Below are 13,730 nucleotides of genomic sequence, written 5' to 3'. Positions count from 1 at the left end.
AAAAGATTATGAATAGTATTTTAATTTTTCTACTTTTAATAAGTCTTTCGATTATTGTCTGGCATATAAATACAATAAAAAAAGAAAAGCAAACACATCTCATTTTAGTGTTTGATTTAGAAAAAGACATTGCCTTTCAAACAAATAAAAGTAAAGTAATTAAAAGTAAATCTGATAACAATGTTTATGAAAGTATTCATTTTAAATTAGACATTCTTAAACAACAAGCCACTCTACTAAATGAAATTTCAAAATTAAAAGAATAAGCATGAGAATAGCCATTGTAGATGATAATAGTTTTCTAATTACATCAATTAAGGAAAAATTATCTTTTTTTGAAGAAATTCAAATTAAGTTTTCAGCCTTAAACGGTGTCGAATTATTAGAAAAATTAGAAAAAAACAACCATTTAGAAGCTATTTTAATGGATATTGAAATGCCTATTATGAATGGTATAGAAGCAACTTTAGCGGTCAAACAAAAATACCCTCAAATTAAAATTATTATGCTTACTGTTTTTGATAATGATGAAAATATTTTTAATGCTATTAAAGCTGGAGCGGATGGTTATTTGTTGAAAGATGTCAATCCACATGTTTTGTTTAATGGGATAGTAGAAACCTTAAATGGAGGTGCAGCAATGAATCCTTCTATAGCTTTAAAGACTTTAAAATTACTGCGAAATCCTATTAGTTTTGATGATGCAACTAAAGAAGAGATTAATCTAACAGTTAGAGAAATTGATGTTTTAGAACAGTTAGCACAAGGCTTAAGTTATACAGTAATAGCTGAAAATTTATTTTTATCTCCTTCTACTGTGCGAAAACACATTGAGAATATCTATTCAAAATTACAAGTACACTCAAAATTAGAAGCTGTTCAAAAAGCCAAGCGCAACAACCTGATTTAATAAATGAATGATATAAAATAAGGCAATTGCCTTATTTTTTTTGGGTAGGATTTTTTTCAATTTTGTTTTTAAAATGAATCCCATGCAAAATAACTACTTATTTTTTCTGTTTTTATTCATATCGAATATCTATTCCCAAAACAGTATCATAAACGATACTTTTGAAAAAGACAATTATAATCTAAGCATAAATAATGATAATTATAATGTTTACGTTGAAAAAAGAGGTTTAATTCTAGAAAACAATCACGACACAAATTCAAAATGGAGTTTAATTGATGTAAATCGCAATTTAGAAGCAAATGATTTTGATGTAGAAGTTACCATGTCTCTGGAAAAAACAAATTCTGAAACTTCTGGCTACGGATTGGTTTGGGCTTGTTACAATGACAATTCAAATTACCATGTGGTTAGTTTAAATGAAAAAGGACAACATCAAGCTTATTGGCATTACAATAAACATTCTTATTACGATTTGAATTGGACAGAGAACAAAAATGTAAAAAGCAAAAGAGAAAACACCATTAAAGTAAGCAAAAGAGCTCAAATCGTTACTGTTTATGTAAACGATGAAGTCATTTTGAAAACAAATAAAACAATTTATTATGGAGATAAATTTGGGTTTATACTAGCACCCAAAATGACCATTAAAGTTTCTAATCTTAAAATAACGGAATTCCCATTGTCAATTGATGTAATTGAAACATTTGATGCTAATCTTAAAATCGAAAAATTACCTGAAACTATTTCCTCAAAAGATTTTTCTGAAAATAATCCTGTAATTGCCCCTGATGGTAAAACACTTTTTTTTGAAAGAAAATATTGTGAATTTAACATTGACGATAGTTCAAAAGGAGATGTTTGGTTTTCAACTTTTGAAAATGGGACATGGTCTGAAACTCAAAATATAGGTAGACCAATAAACAATATGGGGAATAATTTTGTAATCTCAGTTTCTCCAGACAATAATAGTTTGCTCTTAGCTAATGTTTATAGTGAAGATGGTATGTCTATAAAAGGTTCAGGACTTTCAATCGCCTATAAAAATAAAGAGGGCTGGGGAATTCCTAAAGAAATAAAAATTAAAAATTTCTCTAATAAAAATAAGTATGTAGGCTATTTTCTTGCTAATGATAATAAGCATTTGTTAATGGCAATCCAAAAAGAAGAAGGATTTGGATTAAAAGATCTTTACGTGAGTTTTTTGGAAAAGGAAGGCTCTTGGTCAACACCGCTTAATCTTGGTAATATAGTGAATACTTATAGTGAAGAAGCTAATCCTTTTTTAGCGTCTGATGGTAAAACTTTATACTTTTCAAGTAAAGGGCATCCAGGTTATGGAGGTTATGATTTGTATGTTACTAAAAGATTAGACGATAGTTGGACCAATTGGTCTAAGCCAAAGAATTTAGGGAATGTTATCAATTCTACATTAGATGACTTGAGTCTTTTTTTAACAGCAAAAGGGGATAAAGCATTTGTAGGAAGAGGTAGTGATTTATACGAAATTAAAAATACTGCAAAACAAGACCCTGTAGTTTTAGTTTCAGGAAAAGTATATGATAGTAAAACCAATCAAATTATAAGTGCACCTATAGTTTACAACAGCTTGAAAACTAATGAACCACTAGGGACAGCTCTTTCCAATCCAAAGACAGGAGATTATTCAATAGTTTTACCTTTTGGTGAAAAATATAGTTTCATGGCAGAAAAGGAAGGGTATTATGCGGTTACCCAAAATGTGGATTTATCCAATTTAAAAGAATATAAAGAAATTACTGTGGATTTGTATTTGAACCCTATACAAAAAGGACAAACGATTCGTTTGAATAATATATTCTTCGATTCTGGGAAATACGATTTGCTTCCCGAATCGAATGCAGAATTGGACAAGTTATATAAAGTTTTATTGGAAAACAAACATTTGCAAATAGAAATTGCAGGTCATACTGATGCGGTAGGTTCAGATAATGACAATCAAGTACTATCATTCAACAGAGCCAACGCTGTTATGAATTATCTTTTAAGTAAAGGAATTAAACAAGAACGGCTAACCGCAAAAGGGTATGGAGAAAAAAAATTCATAGCTACAAATGAAACAGAAGAAGGTAAACGATTGAATAGAAGAGTAGAGTTTTCCATTGTAGCCATGTAAAATAAGTTTTTTTGAAGTCATTCCATTTTTATCCGTTTGTTTAGTATCTTCGTTAGTAATTAAAATAACTAATTAACTAACTAACTATGGGATTTTTTACAACACTTTCAGAGTTAAGAAAATGGCTAGTCCTTATTTTATTAGGATTGGTACTTTTCTTTGGTTACAAATATTTTACCACGCCTTCGCGAGAAACCACTTTAGAAAATGATACCAATCTCATTCAACAACAAATTAAGAATGTTGGAAAGTTAGTAGTTACAGAAGGCCATTTTGCAGAAGTACTAACCTATAAAGACAGAAAAAAAACCTATATTCCTGGTGTAACTTTTGATAAAAAAGCCCTAGTAGTTATTAATGCAGATGTAACGGTGGGTTTCGATTTGAGTAAAGTGACTTATGATATCGATGCTGAACGTAAGATTGTAACCATTACTAATATTCCCAAAGAAGAAATCAAAATTTCCCCTGATATCAAATACTACAATACAGAATCTTCTACCTTTAATGCTTTTACAGGAGACGATTACAATAAGATTGCGAAAAGTGCCAAAGAAAGTTTGGCTAAAAAGATTGAAAATTCCACATTAAAGACCAACGCTCAAAACAGATTGCTTTCTGAACTTACTAAAATGTTAGTGGTAACCAATTCTATGGGTTGGACCTTACAATACAAAGGAAATGTGATTCAAAAAGAAACCGATTTAAAGTTATAAGTTATTTTAGAAAGCTGTTGATAGTTTCTTTCTCAAACAAAAAAAATGTACCCAAAAATAACTTCCAGGTACATTTGGTTTTATAAAATAGTTGATTTACAATTTACCTTGTAAGCTCGTCCACCCACCACCGTTTATGCATTCGATGTCGTTTTGTTTTAAAATAGAAGTGGCTTGTGCACTGCGCATTCCTGAACGACAACAAGCAATAACAGGTTTGTTCCACTTCTTTATTTCTCCTATTTTTGAATCTAAACTTTGTAAAGCAATATTTTTAGAACCTTTAATGTGTCCTTCATTGTATTCCTCTTTCGTTCTTACGTCTAAAATAACAGCACCTTTTTGAACAAATTCCTGAATTTCATTGGATTTATTGCCTAATCCTAATATGTCTAATAATCCCATATTTTCTTTTTTATACAAATGTAAGTCGCTATTTCTTACCGAATTGTAACAATTGTTACGAATTGGCGTTATACTGAAACAAACAACATCCTAAATTATGAAAAAAATACAACTACTCTTAGTTGTTTTGTGTCACTCCCTATGGTCACAAAACACGGTGAATTACACCGCCTCTAATGCCATTTTTGCGAATCCAGAGCGAGGATTTCAAAAATATTCGATTACCAATGCTAATTATGCAACCACACCCAATTATAGTAATATTAATGTTTCCGAATTGAATAATTGGTACAATGGAACGGATAAAGTGAGCGTAATCTTTCGGTATTTTCTTTTGGAAGATTTTTTGACAACCAATATTAATGCTACTTACTTAAGTAACATGCAATTGGATTTTGATAGAATCAAAGCAGCTGGTTTTAAATGTATCGTTCGTTTTTCGTATTCCAATGCAGAAGGAAGTGCGCCACAACAGGCTTCAAAAGCACAAATTCTATCGCATATTAGTCAGTTGCAACCGCTTTTATATCAAAATAAAGATATTATTGTTTCACATCAAGCGGGTTTTATAGGCACTTGGGGCGAATGGTATTATACAAATTCGAGTGAATTTGGTACTGAAGATAGTATCACTCCTACGCAATGGCTCAATCGAAAAGAAGTAGTAGACGCCATGTTAAATGCTACTCCAGTTGAAATATCAATACAGTTGCGTTATCCTTTATTGAAAAAAACAATGTATGGCAACACACCACTTACTCCAGCTACGGCTTATCAAAATACAGCTTTGGCACGAATTGGTTTTTTTAATGATGCCTTTTTAAATGATTATGGAGATCAAGGGACTTATGATGTGAATAGTCAATATGAAAACCCTGTGGGTACCGCTGATTATGTGTATTTAAGTAATGAAACCCAATATGTGCCCATGTCTGGAGAAACCAATGGATTAAACGCACCGAGAACCGATGGAGCCAATGCTGTTTTAGAATTAGATTATACCAACTGGTCTTTGTTGAACCGGGATTATTTTGAACAAAACATAACGAATTGGACAAATTCCAATCATATTGATGAAATAAAGAGGAAATTAGGCTATCGTTTTGTTTTGACGAATTCTACTTTTGAGGTGCAAGGAACTAATTTGAATGTACAAATTAATTTGACTAATGAAGGTTATGCTCGTGTTTTTAAAGCGAGAGCTGTTTATTTAGTACTTCGAAATACGGCCACTCTACAAAATAATTTATATGTAATGAATGCTGATATTAGACAATGGGAAAATTCAATAGCACTTAATGAAACGTTCGATTTAGGAACATTACCTTCAGGAGATTACTCCAGTTATCTTTTTATTCCTGATGATGAGCCCTCTTTGCATACTATTCCAAAATATTCCATTCGTTTGGCTAATGATGCCGTTTGGGAAGCGAGTAGCGGCATGAATAATTTAGCACAAACCGTTACTGTAGGAAGTTTACAAACCACTTCATTCCATAATGATGCGGTAAAAGTTTATCCTAATCCAGCGTCTGCTACAATTACCGTTAGTACTAGTGAAAGAATTATGAGAATGCAACTTTTTAATACGGTAGGCCAACGCGTTTTTGTGAAAGCAAATGGAAATGTAATTGATGTTTCATTTTTACCAACAGGAACTTATTTTTTACATCTTGAAACGCAAAACGGTAAAATTGTTAAGAAAATTAATAAGCAGTAAGACGCAGTATTTATAGTTATTTTGTTACATCGAGCCCAGTCGAGAGGTTAAAACGCATCTCGACTGCGCTCGATGTGACTATGCAAGAATCTTTATTTAGTAAAATTCAAATAGTCTAATTTTACAATTAAACCAAATCTTTTTCAAAGATCAAGTCTAATCCGTTCTGTATTAAATGCGCTACTTCTGGGCGTTTGTTTTTTACGAATTCTAAATGATTGACAATTTTATCTAAAAACGCATTATCATTCGCTTGGTAAACTAATTCCGCAATTTCTACACTCAGTAACCAATCGTTAGGATGGTTGGCACTTACGGCACCAAAAGCTTCTTTTAAAGTAGTAGTAGCTGTTTTTCCTTCACGAATGTCACGCACACTTTGGTATAAAATTTCTAATTCTTTTCTTTCTTCCGATATTTTTGCTTTAATGGTGGTGGAAGAAGGAACATGTGTAATCATATCAAAACTGTTCACATCAGCAGGACCACTAAATGCTGAAGTGATTTTTTTACCTACAGCCATATCATAAACTCCCCATTCTGGTTGGAATAAAACCGTGTCATTATGGGTAACCGTACAGTTTTTGAATTTGATAATGACAATTTCTCCTTGTAAATTTCGAGTTCCCGTAACAATTTCTCCAGAAACCACAATATTACCTTCAAATTCTAAGGTTACTTGTTCGCCTTCATAAATATCATAGGCACGTAGATCTCTTGGTCCCATATCTTCAATAGCCAAGTTAATTCCTTTTAGCATACCAATTGGGCTACCAAAACCTTCTGCATGATATTCTGTACCATGACCCACGAGTTCTTTTTCTCGGTAGGATAGAGCAGTGGGCCCAGTAGTTTGTACATAAACCGATTTTCCTTCGTCTTCAATAACGTTGGTAAACACCCCTGAAATTTGTAAACCCGTACTTAATTCAATAGTTCCTAATGCTTTGGAATCAATTAGTTTTTGAACACCTTTCGGACCTCCTTTTCGTAAGGCCATGGTATTAGCAAACTCTTCTAAAACCAAACTCAAATGTGCAAAATCAGGAGTTACAAAAAGTTGGGGTTGTGGCTTTGTAATGTCAAAACTTTGATCGGCTGCCACAATTGAATAAGGTATTTTCTTTACATTATCGGTCATGCACCAAGCACTTTCTCCTATAGAAGATAACAATCCAGCGCCATAAATTTTAGGATTTTCAACGGTACCAATTAAACCGTATTCAACCGTCCACCAGTGTAAGTTTCGGATGCGCGCCATTTCAGACAATTCACCCATGTTATTTTGTAGGTATTCTACACGATCTTCTGCTGCTTTTATTTCAGCTTCCGGAGTATCTTCTGCTTCTTTTAAGATAGAAAGCAAACGCACGGCTTCATACATTTCGTGATCGTGAGCAGAAGAAATGGCTTTACAACCAATTTCACCAAAACGACGCAAGTATTCTGCATATTCTGGATTGGCAATAATAGGAGCATGACCAGCACCTTCATGAATAATATCGGGAGCGGGTGTGTATTCGATGTGTTCTAATTGACGAATGTCGGAAGCAATAACCAAAACATTGTAGGCTTGAAATTCCATAAAAGCATTGGGTGGAATAAAACCATCTACAGCAACAGCTGCCCAACCAATTTCTTTTAGAATACGGTTCATGCCATACATATTTGGAATGTTTTCAATTTCCAAACCTGTTTTTTCTAGACCTTCTAAATACGATTCATGTGCAACTTTAGACAAATAATCCACGTTTTTACGCATTACATAACGCCAAACCGCTTGGTTAATAGGCGTGTAATCTTCATAATCTTGCGGTTTTATAAACTGTTTTAAATGTTTCGGTAACCTGTCTATCAAAGGATTGCTTTCAAAAGATGCTTCCATAATGCACATAAATTAATATATCCGTAAAAATACGAATTTTTTAGCGGATTTTGGGATGTAAAAAAGGAGATTTTTTGAGGAATGTGTAAAAAGAGGAATTAGTGATTAGTAGTTAGGAAAGAGGAAAGAGGAAAGAGGAAAGAGGAAAGAGGAAAGATACTTAATACTAAAGAACCAATATTTGAAATTCATAACTGCTAACCAACAACCAAGAATTGACTAATGTGAATAATTGGAGTAAAAGCTGTTTATAAAATAGTAGCGTTTTGAAAACCTGTTTCAAATCATTTAAAAATTTAAAATTGCCACACAAACTGTGGCAAAAACATTGGAGCAATAAAAATGCCACAAAAAAGATTGCCACAACAAGTGTTGCAAAATATTTTTTGAAAATAAATTGACACAATTATTCAATATAATTTTTTACGAATTATTTCTAAAATAAAAAAACTGGCCTGCTTTTTGTATTAACTAGTATAGATTGCCATAGTAGTTTAGTTTTAAGACCAGAGTGTGCTATTTTTGAAAATTAATAGCACACTTTTTAATTAAAAAAGCCTCACAGTTTCCTGTGAAGCTTATTGACTAAACCAAACCCAGAGAATTATTAGCCTATCAGCTGTGCAAATAAATCCTCCTTTTCGTTGAGGTAATGAAATTCAAAACCTTTAAGTTTCATTTTTTCTAAAATAGGTGCAATGTCTGCTTTGTTTTTTAATTCTAGTCCAACAATCACTGGTCCTGATTCTCTATTGTTTTTTTGTTTGAATTGAAAATAGGTGATGTCATCATCTTCGCCTAGAATCTCATTTACAAATTCCTTTAAAGCACCAGGTCTTTGCGGAAATTGAATCATAAAATAATGCTTCAAACCTTCGTATAATAAGGAACGCTCTTTAATTTCTGCAGTTCGTTCGATATCATTATTACTACCACTTACGATGCAAACCACATTTTTGCCTTTAATTTTGTCTTTGTAAAAGTCCAAAGCGGCAATTGTTAAAGCACCTGCAGGTTCCACCACCATGGCTTCTTCATTGTATAATTGTAAAATAGTAGAACATACTTTTCCTTCAGGAACGAGAATAATATCGTCTAAATTTTCTTTACAAATGGTATAATTGTGGTGTCCTACCTGTTTCACAGCTGCACCATCTACAAATTTGTCGATGTCATCTAAACGGGTATTTTCTCCTTTTTCAATGGATACTTTCATAGAAGGGGCGCCAGCAGGTTCTACACCAATGATTTTAGTATTCGGACTCAATTCTTTAAAAACCGTCGAAAGTCCGGAAGCCAAACCACCACCACCAATAGGCACAAAGACATAATCAATTTTGGTTTTCGAATCTTCTAAAATTTCTAGACCCACAGTACCTTGACCCGCAATGACTTTTACATCATCGAAAGGATGAATAAAAATTTTATTTTCAGCGAGACAAGTAGCATTCGCGGAAGCATAAGCATCGTCAAAAGTATCTCCTGTTAAAATAATTTCAATGAAATCCTGACCAAAAAGTTGCACCTGTTTGATTTTTTGTTTCGGTGTGGTTTTAGGCATGAAAATTTTGCCATGAATTTGTAATAAATGACAAGAATATGCCACACCTTGTGCATGATTGCCAGCACTAGCACAAACAATTCCTTGTTTTTTTTCCGTTTCCGTTAAAGCACTCATTTTATTATAAGCGCCACGTATTTTGTAGGAACGCACCACTTGTAAGTCTTCCCTTTTGAGAAGCACATTGGCTTGAAAGGTATGAGATAAATTTCGATTGGGTAACAAAGGAGTAGGGAAGACCACCTCTTCAAATTGCTTTTTAGCTTCCAATACTTCTTCAAATAATGTCATTGTTGTTGTAAGCATGATTTTTTTAATCCACTTTTTATTTAGCTATTCTTTTCTTCTTTCTTCTTTCTTCTTTGCTCTTTTACGCTACAATTTTTTTCATGGCAGTCATAGCCGCTCTTAATTGCGCCCCACAAATTTCAATAGAATGATTTCGAATACTAGCATTGACTTTTACCAATTCGAAATTATCCACCTGATTCGAAGCGGTATCATTATAGTTTTTACCAATAAGATTCGTATCTACTTTTTGCATAAAATCAGCTAACAAAGGTTGGCACGCATGATCAAACAAATAACAACCGTATTCTGCAGTATCCGAAATAACACGGTTCATTTCAAATAATTTTTTACGCGCAATAGTATTCGCAATTAAAGGCGCTTCGTGTAGCGATTCATAATACGCGGATTCTTCTTTAATTCCAGAAAGCGTCATGGTTTCATAAGCCAATTCGACACCTGCTTTTACAAAAGCCACCATTAAAAGGGCGTTATCAAAATATTCTTGTTCGCTAATTTTTACCTCAGAAGCTGGAGTTTTTTCAAAATCAGTTTCCCCAGTTTCCGCTCTCCATTGCAATAAATTTTTATCCCCATTTGCCCAATCTTCCATCATGGTTTTGGAAAAATGTCCGGATAAAATATCATCCATATGTTTTTCAAACAAAGGCGTCATAATGGTTTTTAATTCTTCAGCCAGTTTAAAAGCTTCAATTTTTGCAGGATTAGACAAACGATCCATCATATTAGTGATACCACCAATTTTTAAAGCTTCGGTAATCACTTCCCAACCATATTGCACTAATTTAGAAGCATAACCTGCATCAATTCCTTTTTCCACCATTTTATTGAACGATAGAATCGAACCCGTTTGTAATAAACCACAAAGTATCGTTTGTTCTCCCATTAAATCCGATTTTACTTCCGCCACAAAAGAAGAAAGTAGTACACCCGCTTTATGTCCACCTGTTCCTACACAATAGGCTTTGGCAATTTCTAAGCCTTCGCCATTTGGGTCATTATCGGTGTGAACCGCAATTAATGTTGGAACACCAAAACCTCTTAAATATTCAGCTCTTACTTCAGATGCTGGTGATTTTGGAGCAACCATTATTACGGTGATATCTTCTCTTATTTTTGTGCCTTCTTCTACTATATTGAATCCATGAGAGTAAGATAAGCAAGCTCCTTTTTTCATCAAAGGCACAACTTTGTTTACCACATCTGTATGTTGTTTGTCTGGTGCTAAGTTCGAAACTAAATCGGCTTTTGGAATCATTTCTTCAAATGTTCCCACTTCAAAGCCATTTTCGGTAGCGTTTACAAATGAGGCTCTTTTCCCTTCAATAGCTTCTTTACGTAGTGCATACGCTACCTCTAAGCCACTATCTCTCATATTTTGGCCTTGAGCCAAACCTTGGGCACCACAACCAATAATGACAATTTTTTTACCTTTTAATTGGGTTACACCTTCTGAAAATTCGGTGTTATTCATGAAATCGCACTTTCCTAATTCTTGAACTTTTAAACGATGAGGTAAGGCATTGAAATAATTTGACATGATTCTTTCTTTTAATTTAGTTTGTATTTTTTTATATGTCACTTCGAGTTCGAAGCATATCGAGAAGTTTTCTATTTGTTCTCGATACATTTTTGTTGCGTTTCTCTTCACAAAAACACTCGAACTGACGACTTTATTTTTAAAAAGATTATTGATTATAGTTAGATTTTCTTCTATCTACTACATTTGAAAAATCTTACTTTTATGATTTAAGTATTCATTGTTAATAGGTGATTTTCGAGGATCATTTTTTTGCATATCCAGCACTTTTTTATGTACCCCTTCACTCGATTTAATGATTGCTATACGAGAACTTCTGACAAATTCGATAAGACCATATTTATCCAATTCTTTTAATAAATTATTAATCTCATCATCTTGTCCAGTGGCTTCAAAAACCGTATAATCACTTCGAATAACCACTGCATTTGCACCAAATTCTCTTAGCAAACGTTCTACTTTTACATCTTTCATAATCACACTAGTGGGTACTTTATACAAGGCAATTTGTTGCCAAATGATTTCATCATTTGTATTGTTAAACACCTTAAAAACATCTACGATTTTTTCAATTTGTCTCACCAGATTGCGAACTACTTCTTCGGTTTCGATAACCACAATAGTAAAACGATAAATTTTTTCAATCTCACTTGGAGAAGAATTAAAACTTTCCAAATTGATTTTTCTTCTCGAAAAAATAATTGCTATTTTATTCAGAAGGCCTACCTGATTTTCGGTATAAACGGTTAATGTATGCTCTTTCTTCATAATTAAATTTCTTCTTTACTTAAAACAATTTCAGCTACACCTTTTCCTTGTGGTACCATTGGGAATACATTGTCTTCATGTAAAACAGCTACTTCTAATAAATACGATGCAGGATGGTCTAACATTTCTTTTAGGCTACTTTTTAGTTCGTCTCTTTTAGAAATTTGTTTTCCAGCAATATTGTAAGCGCTTGCAAGCGTCACAAAATTCGGACTTTGGATATCGGTAAACGAGTATCTTTTTTCATGAAATAACTCTTGCCACTGTCTTACCATTCCTAAAAAGCTGTTGTTTAAGATGAGTATTTTTACATTAGGTTGGTATTGCATGATGGTTCCCAGTTCTTGTATATTCATTTGGGCACCACCATCACCCATAATGGCTACAATTTGTCTTTCTGGAGCACCAAATTTGGCACCGATGGCAGCAGGAATAGCAAATCCCATAGTACCTAAGCCACCACTAGTAATATTACTTCTTGATTGATTTTGTTTGGTATATCTACACGCCACCATTTGATGTTGTCCAACATCCGTAACAATAACAGCATCTCCATTCGTTAATTCGTTCAGTACTTTCATAACTTCACCCATGGTTAATTGGTCAGAAGTAGGATTCAATTCTTTTTCAATTAATAGGGTAGTTTCCCTTTCTTTCTTTACTTCAAATTCAGCAAACCATTCCGGATAGTTTTTTGTATCAATTAATTCGGTTAAAAGGGGTAAGGTTTCTTTACAATTTCCCCACACAGGAACCGTAGTTTGTACATTTTTATCAATTTCAGCAGGATCAATATCCAAGTGGATTACTTGTGCTTGTTTCGCATATTTATCAAGTCGACCTGTAACGCGATCGTCGAAACGCATTCCGATGGCAATTAAAACATCACATTCATTCGTAAGATAATTCGGACCATAATTACCATGCATGCCAAGCATACCTACAGCTAAAGGATGATCAGTAGGAATAGCACTCATTCCCATAATGGTCCATGCGGTTGGAATACCTGCTTTTTCAATAAAACTTAAAAATTCTTTTTCTGCATTCCCTAAAATAACGCCTTGACCAAAAATTACAAATGGTTTTTTGGCTTGATTGATAAGTTGGGCAGCTTGTTCAATATATTCTTTACGAACAATAGGTTCCGGACGATAACTTCTTACATGAACACATTGTCTATACCCTTTGTATTCAAAAAGTTGCAATTGCGCATTTTTGGTAATATCAATTAAAACAGGTCCTGGTCTTCCTGAACTTGCGATATAAAAAGCTTTTGCTAGAACTTCAGGAATTTCATTCGCATCTGTTACTTGATAGTTCCATTTGGTAATAGGTGTGGTAATATTGATTACATCCGTTTCTTGAAAGGCATCCGTACCTAATAAATGGGCAAAAACCTGACCTGTTATACAAACAATAGGAGTTGAGTCGATTTGTGCGTCAGCTAATCCTGTAACTAAGTTAGTTGCCCCAGGACCACTAGTAGCAAAAACAACACCCGTTTTACCACTGGCTCTAGCATATCCCTGAGCAGCATGAATAGCACCTTGTTCATGACGAACTAAAATATGTTGTAAACTATCTCCAAAATCATATAAAGCATCATAAATAGGCATAATGGCTCCACCGGGATATCCAAAAACAGTGGTGACTTCTTCCGATAATAAAGCATCTATAACGGCCAAGCTACCCGATACATTATGGGTTTTTCCAATGTTGTTTTCCAATGTTGATTGCGCTACTGTTTCCATAGTTTTCTTA

Annotated in this window: 11 protein-coding genes; 5 read left to right on the top strand and 6 right to left on the bottom strand. The window is 33.6% G+C overall.

All coding sequences use genetic code 11. The features are described 5' to 3' along the window. Positions 1-8 precede the first annotated feature (8 nt). The 4 genes from FHG05_RS08975 to FHG05_RS08960 all read left to right on the top strand — a co-directional run bounded on the left by FHG05_RS08975 (position 9) and on the right by FHG05_RS08960 (position 3,781). The gene (locus tag FHG05_RS08975) at positions 9-266 is read left to right on the top strand and encodes a hypothetical protein (RefSeq protein ID WP_140997672.1); all 258 of its coding nucleotides are present in this window, start codon (positions 9-11) and stop codon (positions 264-266) included. Next, positions 263-910, top strand: a complete 648-nt coding sequence (locus tag FHG05_RS08970; RefSeq protein WP_140997671.1) for a response regulator — start codon at positions 263-265, stop codon at positions 908-910. The genes FHG05_RS08975 and FHG05_RS08970 overlap by 4 nt, the downstream gene beginning before the upstream one ends. An 82-nt stretch (positions 911-992) precedes the next feature. Continuing rightward, the gene (locus tag FHG05_RS08965) at positions 993-3,065 is read left to right on the top strand and encodes an OmpA family protein (protein WP_181369158.1); all 2,073 of its coding nucleotides are present in this window, start codon (positions 993-995) and stop codon (positions 3,063-3,065) included. 86 nt (positions 3,066-3,151) lie between these two features. Beyond that, complete coding sequence (locus FHG05_RS08960; protein WP_140997669.1) at positions 3,152-3,781, top strand: DUF4230 domain-containing protein; 630 nt, start codon at positions 3,152-3,154, stop codon at positions 3,779-3,781. A 96-nt stretch (positions 3,782-3,877) separates the two neighbouring features. Here FHG05_RS08960 and FHG05_RS08955 read toward each other — a convergent pair whose 3' ends face one another. Continuing rightward, on the bottom strand, positions 3,878-4,186 hold the full coding sequence (locus FHG05_RS08955; protein WP_140997668.1) for a rhodanese-like domain-containing protein: 309 nt from the start codon (positions 4,184-4,186) through the stop codon (positions 3,878-3,880). A 97-nt stretch (positions 4,187-4,283) separates the two neighbouring features. Between FHG05_RS08955 and FHG05_RS08950 the strand changes: the two genes are divergently transcribed. Next, positions 4,284-5,906, top strand: a complete 1,623-nt coding sequence (locus FHG05_RS08950; RefSeq protein ID WP_140997667.1) for a DUF4832 domain-containing protein — start codon at positions 4,284-4,286, stop codon at positions 5,904-5,906. A gap of 127 nt (positions 5,907-6,033) precedes the next feature. Here FHG05_RS08950 and FHG05_RS08945 read toward each other — a convergent pair whose 3' ends face one another. The 5 genes from FHG05_RS08945 to ilvB form a co-directional block, all read right to left on the bottom strand. Further along, a complete protein-coding gene (locus FHG05_RS08945) occupies positions 6,034-7,791 on the bottom strand; it encodes an aromatic amino acid hydroxylase (protein ID WP_140997666.1) in 1,758 nt (585 codons plus the stop codon). A 607-nt stretch (positions 7,792-8,398) separates the two neighbouring features. Continuing rightward, positions 8,399-9,643, bottom strand: a complete 1,245-nt coding sequence (gene ilvA / locus FHG05_RS08940) for a threonine ammonia-lyase IlvA (RefSeq protein ID WP_140997704.1) — start codon at positions 9,641-9,643, stop codon at positions 8,399-8,401. Between the two features lie 79 nt (positions 9,644-9,722). Continuing rightward, positions 9,723-11,201: a ketol-acid reductoisomerase gene (gene ilvC / locus FHG05_RS08935; RefSeq protein WP_140997665.1), complete on the bottom strand. Its 1,479-nt coding sequence runs from the start codon at positions 11,199-11,201 to the stop codon at positions 9,723-9,725. Positions 11,202-11,381: 180 nt separating this feature from the next. Then, complete coding sequence (gene ilvN / locus FHG05_RS08930; protein ID WP_157504217.1) at positions 11,382-11,969, bottom strand: acetolactate synthase small subunit; 588 nt, start codon at positions 11,967-11,969, stop codon at positions 11,382-11,384. Positions 11,970-11,971: 2 nt separating this feature from the next. Further along, complete coding sequence (ilvB, locus tag FHG05_RS08925) at positions 11,972-13,720, bottom strand: biosynthetic-type acetolactate synthase large subunit (RefSeq protein WP_140997663.1); 1,749 nt, start codon at positions 13,718-13,720, stop codon at positions 11,972-11,974. Positions 13,721-13,730 lie beyond the last annotated feature (10 nt).

The organism is Flavobacterium profundi (genome assembly GCF_006491645.1).
GTDB lineage: Bacteria > Bacteroidota > Bacteroidia > Flavobacteriales > Flavobacteriaceae > Flavobacterium > Flavobacterium profundi.
Note: the sequence above shows the minus strand (reverse complement) of the source record. Positions and strands in the feature narration are given on the sequence as shown.